This window comes from Pseudomonas sp. Z3-8 (genome assembly GCF_051131975.1).
Taxonomy (GTDB): Bacteria; Pseudomonadota; Gammaproteobacteria; order Pseudomonadales; family Pseudomonadaceae; genus Aquipseudomonas.
This window is the reverse complement of record NZ_CP071643.1, coordinates 3,500,884-3,520,383: the sequence shown is the minus strand read 5'-3', so window position 1 is coordinate 3,520,383 and position 19,500 is coordinate 3,500,884. Positions and strand designations below refer to the sequence as shown.

At 63.4% G+C, this 19,500-nt stretch carries 16 protein-coding genes and 1 pseudogene; 15 read left to right on the top strand and 2 right to left on the bottom strand.

From position 1 onward, the window contains the following. Positions 1–19: 19 nt before the first annotated feature. Positions 20–880, bottom strand: a pseudogene (locus J3P94_RS15900) (PDC sensor domain-containing protein); the annotation flags it as partial. 342 nt (positions 881–1,222) lie between these two features. Between J3P94_RS15900 and J3P94_RS15895 the strand changes: the two are divergent. The 4 genes from J3P94_RS15895 to J3P94_RS15880 all read left to right on the top strand — a co-directional run bounded on the left by J3P94_RS15895 (position 1,223) and on the right by J3P94_RS15880 (position 6,947). Further along, positions 1,223–2,671: an APC family permease gene (locus tag J3P94_RS15895; RefSeq protein WP_434568737.1), complete on the top strand. Its 1,449-nt coding sequence runs from the start codon at positions 1,223–1,225 to the stop codon at positions 2,669–2,671. A gap of 85 nt (positions 2,672–2,756) precedes the next feature. Continuing rightward, positions 2,757–4,178 (top strand): aldehyde dehydrogenase family protein, encoded by a 1,422-nt coding sequence (locus J3P94_RS15890; protein ID WP_434568736.1) that lies wholly within the window; start codon positions 2,757–2,759, stop codon positions 4,176–4,178. Positions 4,179–4,189: 11 nt separating this feature from the next. Continuing rightward, positions 4,190–5,539 carry an aminotransferase class III-fold pyridoxal phosphate-dependent enzyme gene (locus tag J3P94_RS15885; protein WP_434568735.1) on the top strand — a complete coding sequence of 450 codons (1,350 nt, stop codon included), beginning with the start codon at positions 4,190–4,192 and terminating at the stop codon, positions 5,537–5,539. 82 nt (positions 5,540–5,621) lie between these two features. Next, entirely contained in the window at positions 5,622–6,947 is a 1,326-nt protein-coding gene (locus tag J3P94_RS15880; protein WP_434568734.1) for a hypothetical protein, read from the top strand. A gap of 176 nt (positions 6,948–7,123) precedes the next feature. On the opposite strand, the gene J3P94_RS15875 is transcribed toward J3P94_RS15880, so the two are convergent. Next, positions 7,124–7,876 carry an IclR family transcriptional regulator gene (locus J3P94_RS15875; protein ID WP_434568733.1) on the bottom strand — a complete coding sequence of 251 codons (753 nt, stop codon included), beginning with the start codon at positions 7,874–7,876 and terminating at the stop codon, positions 7,124–7,126. 273 nt (positions 7,877–8,149) lie between these two features. Here J3P94_RS15875 and J3P94_RS15870 point away from each other — a divergent pair, with 273 nt between their 5' ends. The 11 genes from J3P94_RS15870 to J3P94_RS15820 all read left to right on the top strand — a co-directional run bounded on the left by J3P94_RS15870 (position 8,150) and on the right by J3P94_RS15820 (position 19,440). Then, positions 8,150–9,691, top strand: a complete 1,542-nt coding sequence (locus J3P94_RS15870) for an acetolactate synthase large subunit (protein ID WP_434568732.1) — start codon at positions 8,150–8,152, stop codon at positions 9,689–9,691. Positions 9,692–9,701: 10 nt separating this feature from the next. Next, positions 9,702–11,192 (top strand): aldehyde dehydrogenase family protein, encoded by a 1,491-nt coding sequence (locus J3P94_RS15865; protein ID WP_434568731.1) that lies wholly within the window; start codon positions 9,702–9,704, stop codon positions 11,190–11,192. A 25-nt stretch (positions 11,193–11,217) separates the two neighbouring features. Then, entirely contained in the window at positions 11,218–12,012 is a 795-nt protein-coding gene (locus J3P94_RS15860; protein ID WP_305495054.1) for an SDR family NAD(P)-dependent oxidoreductase, read from the top strand. A 12-nt stretch (positions 12,013–12,024) separates the two neighbouring features. Beyond that, on the top strand, positions 12,025–13,065 hold the full coding sequence (locus tag J3P94_RS15855; RefSeq protein WP_434568730.1) for a VPS10 domain-containing protein: 1,041 nt from the start codon (positions 12,025–12,027) through the stop codon (positions 13,063–13,065). 11 nt (positions 13,066–13,076) lie between these two features. Then, a complete protein-coding gene (locus J3P94_RS15850; RefSeq protein WP_305495050.1) occupies positions 13,077–13,526 on the top strand; it encodes a VOC family protein in 450 nt (149 codons plus the stop codon). 14 nt (positions 13,527–13,540) lie between these two features. Beyond that, the gene (locus tag J3P94_RS15845; protein ID WP_434568729.1) at positions 13,541–14,143 is read left to right on the top strand and encodes an amino acid synthesis family protein; all 603 of its coding nucleotides are present in this window, start codon (positions 13,541–13,543) and stop codon (positions 14,141–14,143) included. Positions 14,144–14,169: 26 nt separating this feature from the next. Continuing rightward, on the top strand, positions 14,170–15,021 hold the full coding sequence (locus J3P94_RS15840; protein ID WP_434568728.1) for an alpha/beta fold hydrolase: 852 nt from the start codon (positions 14,170–14,172) through the stop codon (positions 15,019–15,021). Between the two features lie 14 nt (positions 15,022–15,035). After that, entirely contained in the window at positions 15,036–16,643 is a 1,608-nt protein-coding gene (locus J3P94_RS15835; RefSeq protein ID WP_434568727.1) for a bifunctional 3-(3-hydroxy-phenyl)propionate/3-hydroxycinnamic acid hydroxylase, read from the top strand. Next, on the top strand, positions 16,640–17,404 hold the full coding sequence (locus J3P94_RS15830; protein WP_434568726.1) for a 2-keto-4-pentenoate hydratase: 765 nt from the start codon (positions 16,640–16,642) through the stop codon (positions 17,402–17,404). The genes J3P94_RS15835 and J3P94_RS15830 overlap by 4 nt, the downstream gene beginning before the upstream one ends. Before the next feature lie 204 nt (positions 17,405–17,608). Continuing rightward, positions 17,609–18,550 (top strand): helix-turn-helix domain-containing protein, encoded by a 942-nt coding sequence (locus J3P94_RS15825; protein ID WP_434568725.1) that lies wholly within the window; start codon positions 17,609–17,611, stop codon positions 18,548–18,550. 221 nt (positions 18,551–18,771) lie between these two features. Further along, positions 18,772–19,440 carry a GntR family transcriptional regulator gene (locus tag J3P94_RS15820; protein WP_434568724.1) on the top strand — a complete coding sequence of 223 codons (669 nt, stop codon included), beginning with the start codon at positions 18,772–18,774 and terminating at the stop codon, positions 19,438–19,440. Positions 19,441–19,500: the final 60 nt, after the last annotated feature.

Below are 19,500 nucleotides of genomic sequence, written 5' to 3'. Positions count from 1 at the left end.
GCTCTGTGAAATTGTGTAACCGCGCATCCACCGAAGTGCCCGCCACGGCGCCGCTGTGGCCGGCAATCTGCCCGGAGGGGGAGAGAATACTGATCTCGCTGTGGCCGGGGTACAAGTCATCGGCAAGGCTGGAGGCGAGTTGCTGAAGGGTATCCAGGCTGATGTCCATGCCGACGATACCGATGACTTTGCCCTCGTCCAGCAGCGGTATGGAAATGCTGCTCATCAGGGTCTTGCGGCCTTCGACTTCGATCGCGTAGGGCTCTGTCACGCATGTGCGCCCCTGGGTCTGCGGGCAGATGTACCAGGCGTTTTCCGGCTCGCTGCCCGGTGGCGCGGTGTTGGCGCTGATCTGGGCTTCGCTGAGCACTTCTTGCACCAGATGGCCGGGTTGGCTTTGTGACCAGTACAGGGCAAAGCGGCCGTTTTCATTGCCGGCGAGGTCGCGCTGCCCGGCGAAACCGGCGTCTGAACCGACCAGCACGTCGGGAAGCAGCACCACGTAGAAACCGAGGACTTTTTCGCGCTTCGCAAGGGCTTGGCGGGTTGCGGCGATCAGGTCCTGGCGCAGTTGCCCTGGGGTCAGTCGCCCGTGCAATGCCTGGGTGCGCAGCTGAAGCACTTGTTGGGCAAAGCCTTCGCCATAAATCGCTGTTTCGCTGAAAAAACGCTCCACCCGCTGACCGTGTGCCAGGGCCTGTGCCCGCAGGCCTTCCAAGGCCGATTGTCCTAGCAGCTGGCTGCTTTGCTGCTTCAGCAGCGTCGCGCCTTGCTGGTTCTGATACAGCGAGGCAGCGGTCAATGCCCCGACCACGGCGAGCAGGCACAGACCGCTCAACAGCGTGATCCGCCATTGGATAGAGAGACGAGCGAAGAACATGCTGAGGTTTCCTGCGCTTGGGGATTTTTATTGTTTTGGGCCCAACAGCGTTCGAACGGCGGGCCAGACTATCTTGCGGCAGGAAACGTCGCCCGGTTATCCCGAATCGGCAGCCGTTGCGCTTCGTCATAGGGCCAATACGCGTCACTCAAGAGCACGCTGAACTTGTGATGAGCAGTTTTGGGGCATCGCTTCGGATGCTGCCGTTTTGGGATAGCGCAGGGTTCTGGCGAGGGCATAGCATCGGTTCCAGCGTACAACCAGAACAATAAGCTTTTGGCGAACGGCGCCGTTGGCCGTCCCGATCCCGCCACACTGCCTCATACAATAAGGTCAAGAACAATGAGCGTATCTTTCCCGATCAATAGCTCGACGGAGTTGAAGCGCGGCGCCCTGGGTGTCGGCTTCATCATCTTCTTTGTGATTTCGGCGGCGAGCCCCCTGAGCGTGATCGCCGGTGGCTTTCCCATCGGCATCATGCTCGGCAACGGCGCCGGTACGCCCGCGCTGCTGCTTCTGGCGTTGTTGGTATTGTTGGCCTTTTCGGCGGGATACACCGCCATGTCCCGGCACATGACCAACGCGGGCGGCTTCTACGCCTTTACCTCCCGTGGCCTCGGTGGGTTGGCGGGCGGGGCGGCAGGCGTGTTGGCGATGTTTGCCTACAACATTCTGCAGGTCGGCCTGTACGGAATGTTCGGCGGTGTGGTCAGTGGCACGATGGCCAGCATGTTCGGCCTGGAATTGCCGTGGTGGGCTTATTCGCTGCTGGCGATGGCGAGCGTTGCGATTCTCGGCTATCGCAAGATCGACCTGTCGGCCCGTGTGTTGTCGGTAGTGGTCATCGCCGAATACCTGGCGATCCTGACGCTGGACTTCGCCATGCTCAAGTCCGGTGGCGACAGTGGCATCAACCTCGATTCGTTTGACCGCAGCCACGTATTCAGCGGCACGCCTTCGATCGGCCTGTTGTTCTGTTTTGCCGCATTCATCGGCTTCGAGGCCACGACGATCTACGGGGAGGAGGCGAGGAACCCGCAGCGCACGATTCCCATTGCCACCTATGCGTCGGTGCTGTTGATCGGTGGTTTTTATGCGCTGTCGGTCTGGGCCATGGTCATCGGCGTCGGGGCCGACAAGATCGTCCCGACCCTGCAGGCGCTGCAGGATCCGACCACGTTCATCTACGGCCTGTCCGATCATTTTGTCGGCCCGCAGCTGACCCAGGTCATCCGCGTGCTGTTCATGGTCAGCATCTACGCCGGGCTGCTGGCGTTCCACAATGCCGCGGCGCGTTACTTCTACGCCATCGGCCGGGACGGGCTGCTGCATAGCCGGTTGGGGACGACCCATCGCGTACACCAGAGCCCACACATGGGGTCGGTCCTGCAAAGCCTGATTGCCGCGGTGGTGGTGCTGATTTTCGCCGCGCTGGACGCCGACCCGATCCTGCAACTGTTCGCCTGGTTCTCCAACCTGGCCACCCTCTGCGTCATCCTGCTCATGGCGCTCACTTCGGCTGCGGTGCTGGTCTATTTCCGCAAGCACCCGGAACTGAAACTCGGGCTGTGGCGCGGTCGGATCCTTCCCGGCTTTTCATGCCTGGCGTTACTCGCGGTGCTAGTCCTTGCCGTGCTGCATTTCGATGTGCTGACCGGCGCCAGCCAGCTCTTGTCCTACGGCCTGTGCGCCGTCATTCCCATCGCGCTGATCGTCGGCGTGTTCCTCGCCGCCCGACTGCGCAAGGTCGCGCCCGAGCGATACAGCGCACTGGGTAGCCACAAGCTCTAGGGCGCCAACCCGGCAACGCCAGTCACCCAGAAAACCCGTTCGCTGCCGTTCCGCACGGTCCGGCAGTGCGTGAAAGGAAGGTTCCATGCACGATTATCAAATGCTCATCAATGGGCTCCCGGTCAACGGTGAAAATGGCCACTTCGATGTGCTCAATCCGGCCACCGGTACCGCGTTCGCCCGTTGCCCGGCCGGTTCCCTGGCCCAGTTGGACCTTGCTGTCGAAGCGGCCCAGTCGGCCTTTATCGAATGGCGACACAGCAGCCACGAAGACCGCCGCCGACGTTTGCTGGATATCGCCGATGATATCGAGCAGGAGGCCGACGCATTGGCCCGGCTCATCGTCCTGGAGCAGGGCAAGCCGCTGGCGCTGGCGTTCTCCGAAGTCATGGGCGCGGCGGCCTGGACCCGCTATGCCGGCGAGCAGCAGATTCCCGTCGACCTGGTGGAGGAGACCCCGACCCAGCGCATCGAGCTGCATCGCAAACCCTTGGGCGTGGTGGCCTCGATCACACCGTGGAACTGGCCGTTCATGATCGCCGTCTGGCACATCATGCCGGCGTTGCGGGCCGGCAACTGCGTGATCAGCAAGCCTTCAAGCCTGACACCCTTGAGCACCCTGCGCCTGGTGGAAATCATCGCCGGTCATGTGCCTCATGGCGTGATCAATGTGGTGACCGGTGAACAAGGTTTTGGCCGCGCGATTACCTCTCACGCCGGCATTCAGAAGATTGTCTTCACCGGCTCGACCGCCACCGGCCAGAGTGTGATGCGCGGCGCCGCCGCCAACCTCAAGCGCCTGACCCTGGAGCTGGGCGGCAACGATGCTGCGATCGTGCTGCCCGGCACGCCGGTCGAGGCGGTGGCCGAGGATATTTTCCAGGCGGCCTTCCTCAACATGGGCCAGACCTGCGCCGCCCTCAAGCGTCTGTACGTCCATCAATCCCAATACGAGGCCTTTGCCGATGCGTTGACGCGCATTGCGGCGCGCCAGGTAGTGGGCGATGGCCTGGAGCCCGAGGTGACCTTCGGCCCGGTGCAGAACGCTGAACAATTGGCGCTGGTGGAGGCGCTGGTAGCCGACGCCCGTGGCCATGGCGCGCGGGTGCTGTGTGGCGGTGCGCGACTGGACCGGCCGGGCTTCTTTTACCCGCCAACCCTGGTCGCCGACGTCACCGATGGCCATCGCCTGGTGGACGAGGAACAGTTTGGCCCGGTGTTGCCATTGATCGCCTATCAGGACGTCGAGGATGTCCTGCGCCGCGCCAATGCCGGCGACATGGGCTTGGGTGGCTCGGTTTGGGGCAGCGATATCGAGCAAGCCCAAGCATTGGCCAGTCGCCTCGAAAGCGGCGTGGCCTGGGTCAACTGCCACGCGCAGATCCAGCCGAATACGCCGTTTGGCGGCAGCAAGATGTCCGGGTTCGGCGTCGAGTTCGGCCTTGAAGGGTTGCTGGAATTCACCGGCCAGCAACTGCTGTACGTACGCAAGCGTGAAACACAGTGAGGACTGCAACCATGTACGAGCACTACAAGACAGCGCAAAAGAAATTCTGGCATCCGATGAGTTCATCGGCCCCCGCGAACCGCTCGAAGACGTTGGTCATTGCCCGGGGCGACGGCAACTACATCACCGACATCGAAGGCCATCGCATGCTCGACGGTGTCGGCGGCTTGTGGAACGTGAACGTCGGCCATAACCGTGCTTCGGTGAAGGCGGCCATTGCCGCGCAGATGGATGAACTGGCGTATTACCAGACCTTCGACGGCATCGCGCATCCTCGGGTGTTCGATCTCGCCGAGCGGCTGACGTCGATGTTTGCCGAGGAAAACATGGAGCGGGTGCTGTTCAGTTCCGGCGGTTCCGACGCAGTCGAGACCGCGTTGAAAATGGCCCGCCAATACTGGATCGCCAGCGGCGAACCCGGACGGACGCGCTTCCTGTCGTTGCGCAACGGTTACCACGGCGTGCACATGGGCGGCACCTCGGTGGGTGGCAATGGCGTCTATCACTACAACCACGGGCCGCTATTGGCCGGTTGCCATTTGCTCGACACGCCCTGGCTGTACCGCAACCCCTGGGACTGCCGCGACCCGCAGGAGCTCACCGCCCACTGCATTCGTCAGTTGGAGGACCAGATCGCCTTGCTCGGTGCGCAGACCATCGCCGCGCTGATCGCCGAGCCAGTGCAGGGCGCCGGCGGCGTGATCGTCCCGCCGGCCAACTACTGGAAGAGCCTGCGCGAGGTGTGCGATCGCCACGGCATCCTGCTGATCGCCGATGAAGTGGTGACCGGTTTCGGCCGCACCGGCTGCATGCTCGGCAGTCGTGGCTGGGGCGTCGCGCCAGACGTACTGTGCCTGGCCAAGGGCATCACGGCCGGCTACGTGCCCATGGGCGCTACCGTGTTCAATCGGCGTATCGTCGAGGCGATCGAGAACGGGCCGGGTTTCAGCAGCGTGATCATGCATGGCTACACCTACAGCGGACACCCGACCGCTTGCGCCGCGGCTTTGGCGGTGCTGGACATCGTCGAGGCCGAAGATTTGCCGCGCAACGCCGGCAAGGTCGGCGCCCAGTTGCTGGAGCAACTGCAACCGCTGGCTGAACGTCATGCGGTGGTCGGCGAAGCGCGCGGCAAGGGCTTGATGATCGCTCTCGACCTGGTGGCGGACAAGGCCACCCGTGAACCGCTGGACCCGGCCACCGGGCTGGCCTCGCGCATCGCCGAGCATGCGCGCCGCGCCGGCGTGCTGGTGCGCCCGATCGGCAACAAGATCGTCCTCTCGCCGCCGTTGACCCTCACCTCCGATGAGGCCGGCTTGATGGTCGACGCGCTGGACGACGCGCTCGCCAGCTGCCGCTGACCCGGTCCACCGGCGTAGCGTGCTGCGCCGGCTCCCCAAATAAAAAAGCAGCCTGCAAAGGCGCACCACAAGGAGCTCAGCCATGCGGTCCTTAGCGCGTATGGAATTTTTCGGCAGCGGTCTTGCCTGCACGCTGGCGCTCTGCGCCGCGAGCCAGGTCCAGGCCTATGAGCTGTATGCCGATGACGACACGCACCTCAACGCCGACATGCTGGCGGTGTTCGGCCATTTCAACAGCCGCAAGAATTACGACGGCAGGTCCGGCGGTTCTACCTGGCGTGAGGGCTTCATCAAGTACGGATTAAGCGGCGACCAGGGTCTTGCCGGCCATGGCACCGCCTACGGCGCGTTCAACCTGGTCAGTTCGGCCACCTGGGGCGATGGCGACGCGGCCGGCAATACGCTGGGCAGCGAGCGCACGACGAAGATCGAAGACGCTTACCTGGGCTGGCGCTCAGCCGATCTGTTCCCGGTGCTGGGACGGGACGGTATCGATATCTCCGGCGGCCGCCAGGTGGTCAAGCTGGGCCGGGGATTCCTGATCAACGATGACGGGCCCAACCTGGGCAAAGGCCCGGCGGACGGACGTTTGAACCGCGGTGGCGCCTATTACCTGGCTGCCCGGCATGCGTTCGATCGAACCGCCGTGTTGCGCCTGGGCGGGCAGGATGGGCTGCACGGCAGCGTGCTGTGGCTCAAGTCCGACAACCGCGCCCAGGCCGAAACCGAACTGGCCGCCGGCACGCTGGACTACACCACCCAGGCCGGTACGTTGGGGCTGACCTGGGTGCATGGCATGGACGTGAACGACCGCTGGGCCAGTGATTTCCAGCGCCAGCGCAAGGGCATGGACGTCTACAGTGTTCGCGGCGAGGGCGATGCCGGCATCGAGAACGCCAGCCTGGCCTTCGAATACGCCTGGCAAGACAAGGACGCCGGCCCGCAGAGCGCCTGGTACGCCGAGGGCGGCTACACCTTTGCCGATATCGCCTGGACGCCGAAGCTGACCTACCGCTACACCCGTTATTCGCAGAAATGGGACTCGCTGTTCACCGGCCAGAGCACCGGTTACGGCACTTGGTTCCAGGGCGAAGTCGCGGGGAACTATGCCGGCCCGTTCAACAGCAATTGTGGCATCCACCATCTCGGCCTGACCGCCAGGCCATCGGAGAACCTCACCCTCGGTGCGTTGTACTTCGACTTCAACACGGTGCGTAAGGACAACGCCCTGAACCTGGATGCCCGGGAGCTGGACCTGTACGCCGAGTGGGCGGTGAACGAGCATTTGATCGTCACGCCGCTGATCGGCCTTTACAAGCCGGACCGGGATACGACGACAGGGGGCAATCAAGTGAGCGGTAACGGCACCAACGTGTACAGCCAGGTGACGGTGGCAGTGCCGTTCTGAGGCAGGGGCTATTCGCTAAACCCTGTGGCGAGGGAGCTTGCTCCCGCTGGGTCGCGCAGCGGCCCCTCTCTTTAGGCCTGCTGCGCCCGAAGCGTCGGACCGGTCCAGCGGGAGCAAGCTCCCTCGCCACAGGTTGGGTGTTTTTTTAAGTGGTCGGTATGGCGCAAGATCCCTTTCTAGCCCACAGCAGGCGGATGCTGCATCCGTTCGGCAATCCGCCGGGTGGTGTCCATGACCATTTCAATCACGGTTTCCTGGCGCAGCAGCTTGAAACTGTGGGTGCTGCCGACGGCCGAAAGGCTGCCCACCACTTCATCGAGCCCGGGATTGATGATCGGCGCCGCGATACCGGTCAGCCCTTGATTGAGCTCATCGTGCGTCAGGCAATAGCCGTCCTTGCGGATCTTTTTTGCCGCCTTGGAAAAGCCCGCCCAGTCGTAGGTGTTCGCGGGGTCGTTGGCCAGGTGCTCGTCGAACAGGCGTTGCAGCCGCCGACCTTTCTGGAAAGCAATCAATACCTTGGATTGGGCACCGCGAAAAAACGGCAGCGGGTGGCCGCGGCCGAATGAGAACTGGTAGGTGTCATTCGGGTCGGCGATGTAGGTATTGATGATGTGACCGTCATAAAAAACGCTGGCGAACACGGCGAGGCCGGTCTGTTCGGACAGCTCATGCATCAGCTCGCGCCCGGCGACGAGGATCGGGTCGTACTGACGCATCATCCAGTCAAGCTCGATGATGCGCGGCCCCAGGCCGTAGCTGCCGGCATCCACCCGGGTCAACAGACCCGCGTCACACAAGTCCTTGACGTAACGGTACACGGTCGCCCGCGACAGGCCCATGCGTTCGGCAATGGTATCGGGGTCGATCTTCAGTCGATCCGGGCCGAAGAGGTCCAGGACGCTCAGCATTTTGCTCAGGCTGCTCATTTCGCTCCTAAAGGGGAGTGGCGCGTAGGTGGCCGTTTGGGTGAGCACTATAGGTAGGCGCGTCGCTGATGAAAAGCCTGCGAGGTCGTCCATGCGTGCGCTGCCAAGGTAACCCAATACCTGAGAAATACAAGTCTCAAGGCCAGCGTTTAGGCTTTATAAAATAACATAAATCTCAAAATACGAGTTTAACGTTAAAAAATAGCTTGTTTTGTCGATTTTCATGTGTGATAAATCTCAGCCACTGCAAACGCTCGATGAAGAGGGCTGGAAATGAATGGTGCGCAACTGATAGTGAAGGCGGCGGTGGCAAGCGGTATCGAGTACTGCTTCGCCAACCCCGGGACGACCGAGATTCCCCTGGTGGCGGCCATGGCCAGCGCGCCAGCCCTCAAGCCGGTGTTGTCGTTGTTCGAAGGGGTATGCACCGGTGCCGCCGATGGTTACGGCCGGATTGCCGGCAAGCCGGCGATGACCCTGACCCACCTCGGGCCGGGTTTTGCCAATGGCATCGCCAACCTGCACAACGCCCGTCGCGCCAACACGCCGATCGTCAACGTCATCGGCGACCACGCCTCATGGCATGTCAATTACGATCCGCCGCTGGCGAGTGATATCCAGGCGTTGGCCGGAAGCGTATCCGGCTGGGTGCGCACCTCGCGCACGGCAGCGGGCATTGGCGAAGATTTCCAGGAAGCGGTGCGCGCCGCCTGGCAAGCCAAGGGCCAGATCGCCAGCCTGATCCTGCCGATGGATCTGCAAGCCAGCCCGGTGCAGCGGGAGAAAGCCTTCGCCTCGTTGCAGGCCCCGGTCCGGCGCTTTGCCGGTGATCGGGTCGAGGCAGTAGCGCGGGCGCTGCGTGACGGTCGGCGGCTGGTGTTCATCGTTGGCGACCAGGGCCTCTCGGTCGCCGGCCTGGAAGCGGCGGGGCGCCTGGCCCGGTTGCCCGGCGTGCGGATGTTCGCCGAAACCTTCCCACGCTTGAGCTATCGCGGCGGTGGCCTGCCGGACCTGGATCGCCTGCCTTACTTCCCCGAGGTGGCTATCGAAATCCTCGACCAATACGACGCCGTAGTCTGCGCCGGCGTCCCGGAGCCCATCAGTTACTTCGGCTACGAAGGCATTGCGTCGCGGCTGGCGGAGCGTGAGCGGCTGTTGTGCCTGGCCGAGGTGGGCGACGACGTTGCCGGAGCGCTCACCGCACTGGCCGATGCGCTTGAGGCGCCGGCGCATATACCTACGCCGATCGGGATCGAGCTGCCCGCCGCCGAGGCTGAACTGACGCCTCAGTCGGTCGGGCAGGTGCTGGCCGCGTCGCTGCCGGACGACAGTATCGTTTCCGTCGAAGGCGGCACGTGCGGTTATCCGTTTTTCACCGCCTCGGCCCATGCCGCGCGGCACCGCGTGTTGACCAATACCGGTGGCGCCATCGGCCAGGGAATTCCGGTGGGATTCGGCGCCGCCATGGCCGAGCGGGGCAACAAGGTGTTCTGCCTGCAATCGGACGGCAGCGCCCAATACACCATCCAGACGTTATGGAGCATCGCCCGCGAACAATTGCCGGTGGTGATCCTGATCGCGGCCAACCATCGCTACGCGATCCTGCAGAACGAACTGCGCCGCTTCGGCATGACCGAGCTGGGCCCCGAGGCCCTTAGCCTGACGGTGCTGGACCGTCCACGCATCGACTGGAAAGCCCTGGCCAGAGGCTACGGCATGCCGGCCAGTACGGTGCATACCAATGGTGAGTTGCAGCGCGCCCTGGCTAACGCCAAGGTCGACGGCGGCCCGTGCCTGATCGAAATGGCACTGTGAAGGAGCGGATATGAGCCAGATCCAATTGTTACCTGCCGTCGAGCAGTTCCTGTCGCAGCCGGGGCGCCTGTTCATTGGCGGCGCTTGGCAGGACGCCGCCAGTGGCCGGCGGTTCGCCGTGGAAAACCCGGCCACCGAACAGACCCTGGCCGAAGTGGCCGAAGGCGCTGAACGGGACGTCGACGCCGCCGTCGCTGCCGCCCGCGCAGCCTTCACCGGCAGATGGGCACAGCAGTCGCCGGCCCAGCGCGGCCTGTTGCTGTTTCGTCTGGCGGAGCTGCTCGATCAGCATCGCGAAGAGCTGGCGCAACTGATCACCCTGGAAAACGGCAAGCCGATTGCCACGGCCCGTGGAGAAGCGGCGAGCGCGGCCAACATCCTTCGCTACTTCGCCGGCTGGCCGACCAAGATCGAAGGCAGCACGCTGCCGGTGTCGCCCGCCAGCGGCGCACCGATGCTCAACTACACCCTGCGCGAACCGGTGGGCGTCTGTGCGTTGATCGTGCCGTGGAATTTCCCCCTGACCATGTGCGTGTGGAAGCTCGGCCCGGTATTGGCGACCGGTTGTGTCGCGGTGCTCAAGCCTGCCGAGCAGACGCCGCTGGTTGCGATTCGCCTGGTGCAACTGATCGAGGCCGCCGGATTCCCGGCCGGCGTCGTCAACCTGCTCACCGGCCTCGGTGCCCAGACCGGCGCACCGCTGGCCGGGCATCCGGACGTCGACAAGATCGCCTTCACCGGCTCGACCCAGGTCGGCCGGCTGATCGCCCAGGCGGCCACTGGCAACATGAAGAAGGTCTCCCTGGAACTGGGTGGCAAGTCGCCGAACATCATCTTGCCGGACGCCGATATCGTCCGCGCCGCCAAGGGCGCCGCCGACGGCATTTTCTACAACCAGGGCCAGGTCTGCACCGCCGGCTCGCGTCTCTACGTACACGCCAGCGTCCTCGACCAGGTGCTTGAAGAACTCCAGCGCCACGCGGCCGCGCATGTCCTCGGGCCAGGCCTGGATCCGGCCAGCAGCATGGGCCCGCTGGTCTCGGCCCGGCAATTGGGCACGGTCCGTGGCTACCTGCAACGGGGCCAGGAGGAGGGGGCCGAACTGATCTGCGGTGGCGACCGGCCGGCCCATCTTGAACGCGGCCACTTTATCCGCCCCAGCGTGTTTCTCGACCGTGCCGAGCGCGCCTGCGTCGCCCGGGAAGAAATCTTCGGCCCGGTGCTGACCGTCATGAGCTGGACCGAAATCGACGAGCTGGTGCTGCGCGCCAACGACTCGCCGTACGGGCTGGCGGCCGGCCTCTGGACCCGTGACCTGCGTTCCGCCCATCGCGTGGCCGCGCAGCTGAAGGCCGGGTCGGTGTGGATCAACTGCTGGAACGTCGTCGACCCGGCGTCGCCCTTCGGCGGCTACAAGCAATCCGGTTGGGGGCGGGAAATGAGCAAGAACGTGATCGATGCGTACACCGAAACCAAAAGTGTCTTTGTCGATCTGGCCTGAGCGAATAATCACAAGAGGAACTGCTATGGATCTGGAATTGCAAGGCCGCGTGGCAATCGTCACCGGCGGTGGGATGGGTATCGGCAAGGAAGTCGCGCGTTTTCTGTCCCAGGAGGGCTGCAAGGTGGTGATCTGCGCGCGGCGCATGGAGTATCTCCAGCAAGCCGCCGAGGAGATCACCGCCGAAACCGGCAACCAAGTGCTGCCGCTGTTCTGTGACACCAACCAGATGTCGGCCGTGTCCGACATGGTCCAGGCCGCCCACAAGCACTTCGGCCGGATCGACATCCTGGTCAACGGCGCCGCGGCCCCGTCCGGCGTGGTGCGCAACGACATCGAGCATGCCGGCGACGACGAATTGCTCTCGGACCTGAACACCAAGGTGATCGGCTATTTCCGTTGCGCCAAGGCCGTGACCCCGCACATGAAGGCCGGCGGCTTCGGTCGCATCATCAACATCGGTGGCCTGACCGGGCGCGGCAGCAAGGTGCTCTCGGGCATGCGCAACCTGGCCATAGCCCACATGACCAAGACCCTTTCCGATCAGTTGGGGCCATCCGGCATCACGGTCAACCTGATTCACCCCGGCGTGGTCGACACCCCGCACATCCAGGAGCTGTACGAGCGCGAAGGGGTCAAGCAGGGCAAGACGCCCGAGCAGGTGGAGCAGGGCTACATCGACGCGACGCCGATCCGGCGCACCCTGGCGCCGATCGAAATGGGCTGGCTGATCGGTTTCCTCGCGTCCCCCAAGGCCGGCGCGGTGACCGGCGAATCCATCGGCATCGATGGCGGCCTGACCCGTGGCATCTTCATTTGAGGAGCAGCAGTGATGAGTAACGGAACGCTTTTAGTCGCCACCGTAGGGCAGGCGGTCATCCGCAGCGCCGACGATGGCCGCACCTGGCATCGCCTGGGCCTGGGCCAGGACCTGGAATTCGATGCAATCACCCGGTCCCTGAGTTTCCACCCAGGCACTCCCGAAGTGATCTACGCCGGCACCGACGTCGGCCTGTGCATCAGCCGGGATGCCGGTGGTTATTGGCAGCGGGTGGATTCGCCGTTCAATGGCGAGACCGTCTGGAAGGTCGCGGTGGATCCGCAGGACGCGCAACGCATTTTCATCGGCACCGGCGCGCCTTCCCGGGCGGTGCTGTGGCGCACCCTCGACGGTGGCCAGAGCTGGGATCGTGCCCCGGTTGAGATCCCGGAGTTCTGCGACGGCGTCAGTCGTCCACGCTTGCTGGCCTTCGCCTACGACCCGACGGATCGCAACCAGCTCTGGTTCGGCCTGGAAGAGGGCGGGCTGTTCCATAGCCGCAATGGCGGCGACAGCTGGACCCGCGTCGATGACCGCTTGTTGTGGGACTACAACTCGGATGTGCACAACATCCTGGTCCTGCCCAACCATGGGCAAAAAGTCATCGTGGTGGTCTGTGTCAATGCCGTCTACCGCAGCCTCGACGAGGGGCAGACCTGGACCGGCATCGTCGCCCGGGAAACCTTCGGCCTGTACTACGTGCGCGCCATGAATGCACCGCAGGGCAGCGAAGATACCCTGTACCTGAGCATCTCCGACGGCACGCCAGGCACCACCAGCAAGGTGCTGGTTTCCCGGGACGCGGCCTTGAGCTGGGAAGTGTTGCCGCTGTCGCAACAACCCAACTCGTGTGTCTGGGCGATTGCCTTCAACCCGGCTGATCCTCGCCAGATCGTCGCCGGCACCAAGTACGGACACCTGTTCACCTCCGAGAACGGCGGTGATGGCTGGCAGAAGCAGTGGCGTGAATTCAGCGAAATCGCTGATGTGCTCTGGACGCCCGCCGTGGCGCAGATCAAGTCCGGGCATCAGTCCATCGTCAAGAAAAACTGAGGTATCGCGCGATGAAAGTCGAGGTCGTTCGTACTCATCTGTCGCTGTTCGTGAGTGACCCTGAAGTGTCGGCGCGCTGGTACGCCGACGTGTTGGGCATGCATGAAAGTGCCCGCGGTGAAAGCTGGATCATGATGGCCTTCGGTGCCAAGCACCACGACATCGCCTTGATCCGCGCAGCACCGGGGGCCCATCAGGGCGGCCTGGGATTGCAGCACTACGGATTGGAGATCGCGGGTGACATGACCACCCTGCGCCAGCTCTACGGCATGTTGCTGAACAAGGGCGTCGAGGTGGTGAAAATCACCGATCACGAGATCGGCAACGGCGTGTATTTCAACGACCCCGATGGCAATCGCATGGAATTTTTCCTCGAGTCCGAACACGACGACGAGCGCGGCAAGGCCCGCTTCAAGGCCGCTGGCGCGCCCAGCCGGCACTTCGATCTCGACCCACTTTGAAAGAGGCTTCCGTTATGAAAATCGCGAATTTCGCCAGCTACCACATCCGCAAATGGTACAGCTTCGTCGAGGAAACCCTGGCCAACGAAACCGGCCAGCTCGCCGATGGCGAGCCGTTGTTCAAATATGCCATCGGCGCGGTGATCGCCAATCCTTACGCCGGACGCTTCAGCGAGAGCCTGGCCGAGCTGATCGAACCGTCACCGTTGTTGGGCGAGGAATTCGGCCGGCGTATCCAGGCACTGGCGGGCGGGCGGCACATCATCAGCTACGGCAAGGCTTGCCTGGTGGGCAGCCAGGGTGAGTACGAACACGGCAATGCGCTACTGACCAACCCGGCGGCGGACCCGATTCGCCTGGCCTTGGGCGGCGGCAAATCCTGGGTGCCTTCCACCGGCAAGCGCGGTGGGCCGGGTACGACCATTGATGTGCCGCTGGCCCACAAGGACGCGCTGTATGTGCGTTCGCACTACGACAGCATTTCGCTTTCGTTCGGTGACGGTCCTTCCGCGGACGAGTTGATCATCATCTGGGCCTTCGCCACGCGCGGACGCCTGCATGCGCGCCTGGGCGGCCTCCAGGCAGCGGACGTCAAGGGCAATGACGGCCTGTACTGAAGCGCGCTGATCGCGGGAGCAAACGTATGTCGGCTAACAGCCAGTTCTTCACCAATCGGACGGGGATGCGCCTGCGTTATGTGCGCTGGGGCAACCCGCCAGCAATTCCGCTGCTGCTGCTCCATGGGCTGCGCTCCTACGCCCAGACCTGGGCGCCGCTGGCCGCTGCGCTGGGCGAGCAGTATGCCTGCCATGCGCTGGATCAGCGCGGCCGTGGCGAGAGTGACTGGGCCGAGGCGTCCAGCTATCGCACCGAGAGTTATGTGAGCGACCTGGAAGATTGGGTGGCTCATCTGGGCCTGGAGCGTTTTGTCCTGGTGGGCCACTCGCTCGGCGGCACCAATGCGCTGGAATACGCCCGGCTCAATCCCGGGCGACTGCACGCGCTGGTAATCGAGGACATCGGCCCCGGTTCGTCGATCCGTGGCGAGGGCGCCGAACGTATCCGCCGCGAGATGAGCCAGACGCCGGTGGTGTTTCCCGACTGGGACAGCGCCGCGCAGTTCTGGCGGCAGTCGCGACCGGGTCTGTCGGCCGATGCGCTGGCGTCCCGATTGCGCTTTTCCATGAAGCAGACGCCGACGGGCATCGAATGGCGTCATGATCAGAAAGGCATTGCCGAGGCGCGCCTGAACATCACGCCGACTGACTTGTGGCCAGCGGTGCGGGCGCTGGATTGCCCGACGCTGTTCATTCGTGGCGCGCGTTCGGATTTTCTCCCGTTGGCGACCCTGGAAGCGATGCGCGAGGCCAATCCCCGCGTGCAAACGGCGGAAATCGCCGACGCCAGCCATTATGTCCACGACGACCAGGGCGAGGTGTTCAACCGGGTTGTCGCGGATTACCTGCGTGATCAACTCTTGCAACTACAACAATAAAGCGGTGGATAGCGATGAAGCAGGACAAAACCCAGGTTGTCATCGTGGGCGGCGGCCCGAACGGGATCACGGCGGCGCATTACATGGGGCTGTACGGCATCGACTGCATCGTCCTCGAATTGGCCGAGGGCATCCTGCCGTATCCCCGGGCGGTGGGCATGGACGATGAGGCGCTGCGCGTGCTGCAAGGCATCGGCATTGCGGAACTGGCGGCGCGGGACATGATCTGCAACGTGCCCCTGCGTTACTACAACGCGCGGGGCGTGTGTTTTGCCGAGGTCAAGCCGAGCACGGCCCATTATGGTTGGCCGATGCGCAACATCTTCATGCAGCAATTGCTTGAAGGCACCTTGCGTGAGCAGTTGGGCAAGCACGCGGGCGTCGAGCTGCGTCAAGGCCATGAAATGCTCGACCTGGAGCAGGATGAAGCGGGCGTGACCTTGCAGGTGCGCGATGCTCAGGGTGAGCTGTATCAGTTGAGCGCACAGTACGTGATCGGTGCCGACGGCGGCCGCTCCAGCGTGCGCAAGAAACTCGGTATCGAGCTGCTGGGGCTGACCCATCCGCGCAAATGGGTGGTGGTCGACACGGCCAACGACACCCTGGATGCGCCGTACACAGCCCTGCATGCCGATCCCCAGCGGCCCTTCGTGTGCATCTATTTGCCGTACCAGCAACGACGTTGGGAATTCATGCTGCTGGAAGGCGAGGACGAGGCCCGCATGTGCGAAGAAACAACGATCCGACAGTTGATCCGTGGTCATATCGGCGATGCGGTCGATCAGCTGGAAATCATCCGGATCCGCGCCTACACCCACAACTCGCGAGTGGCGGCGCGGTTTGTCGCCGGCCGCGTGGCGCTGGTGGGCGATGCGGCGCACATTTCTCCGCCCTGGGCCGGGCAGGGACTCAACTCGGGCCTGCGGGACGTGGTCAACGTGGCGTGGAAACTGGCGGCGATCCTCCAGGGCCGGGCATCATCGGCGATACTCGCCAGTTACGACCAGGAGCGCCGCGGCCATGCGACGGACCTCATCGCGCTGGCCGATAACATGGGCGCGGTCCTCGGCCTGACCAACCCACTGATGGCCGGCGTGCGGGACTGGTTGTTCCAGGCAGTGAACAGCGTCGACAACCTTCGCTCGCACTTGCTGGAGTTCAAGTTCAAACCCAAGGCGACCATCACCAAGGGCCTGGTCTACCACGAGCGCGCCGAGCTGCACGAGGATGACCTGGTCGGGCAGCTATTCATCCAGCCGTCGATCGAAGATGCCCAAGGGCAGCGTCGACAGCTGGATGAGGTGCTGGGGCATTCCTACGCGGTGCTCGGTTATCGGGTCAATCCGGCCGCGCACCTGGGCGAAGAAACCGCGGCCTGGTGGGCGCGCTGGGAGACGCGCTTCATCCAGATCAATCGTTCGCGCAGTGGCGTGGGGCGCAATCAGCCCTTGGCGGCCGAAAGCGCCCTATGCATTGAAGACGTTGATAACCGTCTGGGCGAGTGGTTTGCCAGGGTGCGCGATTGCGTCGTGGTGGTGCGGCCGGATCGGTTTGTCGCGGCGATCACCACGCCCGAGCGGCTCGAAGGCGTGTTGCGCAAACTGGCGGAGCAACTGTCATGAGGCGTGAAGATGATCTGTTGGTCCGGCTTCACGACGCCGCGCAGGCGGTACATGCCATGCCTTCATTGGAATCACAGGCTTTCGATTTACCGAAGGGCTACGCCTTGCAGCGCGAGGCGTTGCGCCGACGCCAGGCCGGCGGTGAGCAGTTGAGCGGGTGGAAAGTCGCTTTCGCTGGCCGTGCGGCGCAGGAACGCTTCGGGCTCGATGAGCCGGTATTGGGCGGCTTGACCGATGCCATGGCCGTCGAGCCCGGCAATGCGGTGGCGCTTGCACGGCTGATCCAGCCGAAGCTGGAAATCGAATTGGCGTTTGTCCTCGGGCGCGCGCTGGAGCCTGGTTTTCACAGCGACGAGGACATCCTCGCCGCCGTGTCGGACGTCGCGCCAGCGTTCGAGATCGCCGATTGTCGCTGGCAGGGCTGGCGCTTTGGTGTCGGCGCGTTCCTGGCCGACAATGCCGCCGCGGGGCTGTACTGCCTGGGGCCACGGGTGGGGTTCAGTCCTGATCAATTGCCCCACGTGAACTACCGGCTGGAATGCGACGGGGTGGCATGCGGAGAAGGAAACGTGCTGGCGCGCGAGGACACGCCGGTGTCGAATTTGTGCTGGCTGGTCAGGCGATTACTGGCCGATGGGCAGTGCGTTGAGGCGGGGCAGGTGGTGCTTTCCGGGTCGTTGTTGGCGCCGTTGGACATCAAGGCCGCTGAATACCGCTTGCACATGCTTGGCATGGAACTGGCTTTGGTTTTCCACCGATAAGAACAATTCTCTCAAGGACGCGATAAACCCCGTGGCGAGGGAGCTTGCTCCCGCTGGGCTGCGAAGCAGACCCCTTTTTGTGAGCGCTTCGCCCTGGAGCGCCAGCCCGGTCAAGCGGGAGCAAGCTCCTCGCCACGGGATTTATCGATTTCCTTGGATATCAGCATCGGGCAATGAGCGCAGGGCCACCGAGGAACAACGATCATGTTCGCCGAAGTTCGTACCTTCAATGATCCTCAACAACACGCCGGTTCGATCCTCGGCTGGCATCAGGTCTATGACCAACTCGGCCGTGGCTGCCTTTCCAGCGAGCTGCGGCAGGTGTGCGCCGAGCGCTTCCAGATCTTCCAGGAGGTGCTGGACAAACGCGTGGTGCAGCGCGGTAGCGCGCCGAAAGGGCGCTTGTGCATTGCCCTGTCGCTGGGCAATGCGCCGGTGGTCCAAGGGCACCAGGTCGGCGCCCACAGCGTCGTGCTGTTGCGCGACGGCGAAGACTTCATCTTGCACGCCCCGGAAGGCATGCATTTCTTCGCGGCCAATGTCGACACGGTGCGTTTTGCCAAGCTGGCAGCTTATGAGCTGGCGGACGAACAGCTCAAACGTCTGAAAAGCGTTTCGCAAATCAGCGTGGATGAAGCGGTGTTGTCGAGGGTCCAGCAGCAGATCCAACCGCTGTTTCGTCACCTTTTGGAACAAGCGGGCGCCGCCAATCCCACCGTGGAAAAAATCCTCGAAGACGTCCTGCTCAATGCTTTCCTCGATCTGTTCAGCCATGCCTCGGACGAGGTGCGTGGGCGTCGCGGCAACGTTGCCGTCAATGCCTACCTGGTCAAGCGCTGCCAGGAATTGGTCATGGCCAGCGCCGAAGTGCCGTTGAGCATCCTGGACCTGTGCGAACAATTGCGCGTGAGCCGCAGGACCTTGCAGAACAGCTTCCAGGCGGTCACCGGGATGCGTCCGGTGGAGTACTTGCGCAACCTGCGACTCAATGCGGTGCGTCGCCGTTTGATCAGCACCCCTGCGACCGCGCTGAATGTCAGCGAGATCGCCGTGGCGATGGGTTTTTTCCACCTGAGCCACTTCGCCACCCATTACCGGGCACTGTTTGGTGAGTCGCCTTCGGACACACCCCGGGCACCGGCTTGATGGGCTGCGGTGTTACCAAACCATCCCCCCTGCACCCATAAAAGGCAGCCGCTGAGCTGTTTGGTAGCACACCGGGTGCGACCCAGCCTGTAGCGCGCCCGCCGTTTTCCTCGACAACTTCCTCAAAATCAATCCCTTGCACAGCCAGCGGTTCGCTTGGCACGCATTCTGCTTTTGTGAATACATGGATAATTGGATACAAAAATGCAGAAGGTGCTGCCATGCAGTTTGCCCCGACCTACGCTGAACGTCCGCCCATCACTGCCGAGGAGGAAGCCTACAACTTTCTGCTCGAAGCCATTTGCGGCGGTCGCCTGCGCAAAGGCGACCGGCTGATCGCCGAGGACATCGCCAACGAGATCGGCATGAGCCGCATGCCCGTGCGCGAGGCTTTCCGGCGTCTGGATGCCCAGGGCCTGGTGACCCTGCGGCCCAATCGCGGCGCGGTGGTGAGTGGCCTGGACATTGACGAACTGCACGAAGTCTTTGAAATGCGCAGCGCCCTCGAAGGCCTGGCGGTCCGCGTTGCCACGGCGAAAATCGGCGAGCGTCAACTGGCCGCCCTGGAACGCCTGCTGGACGAGATGGACGATTACCGCGAAGAGAGCGCCGAGTGGGTCAGCCGCCATCGCACGTTCCATGAATATCTATGCAGCCTCAGCGGTCGGCCGCGCTTGTTGAAGCAGATCAGCGCGCTTTATTCGCTGATCGAAGCGCCGATGCGCCTGTGGCTGCAGCACGTGGAAAAGCCCCTGAGTGCGCGCCAGGAGCACACGCTGATTCTCGATGCCCTGCGTGCAGGCGATGCCGCAAAGGCCGAGGCGGTGGTGCGTGCGCACATCGAGGGCACCGTTCCTGAATTGATCGAGTTTCTGCAATCGAAAAAATAACGAGAGCAGGCTTTAAGCCTGCCCCGTGTTTTGACTTTGAGTACTGCCGTCATTTACTGA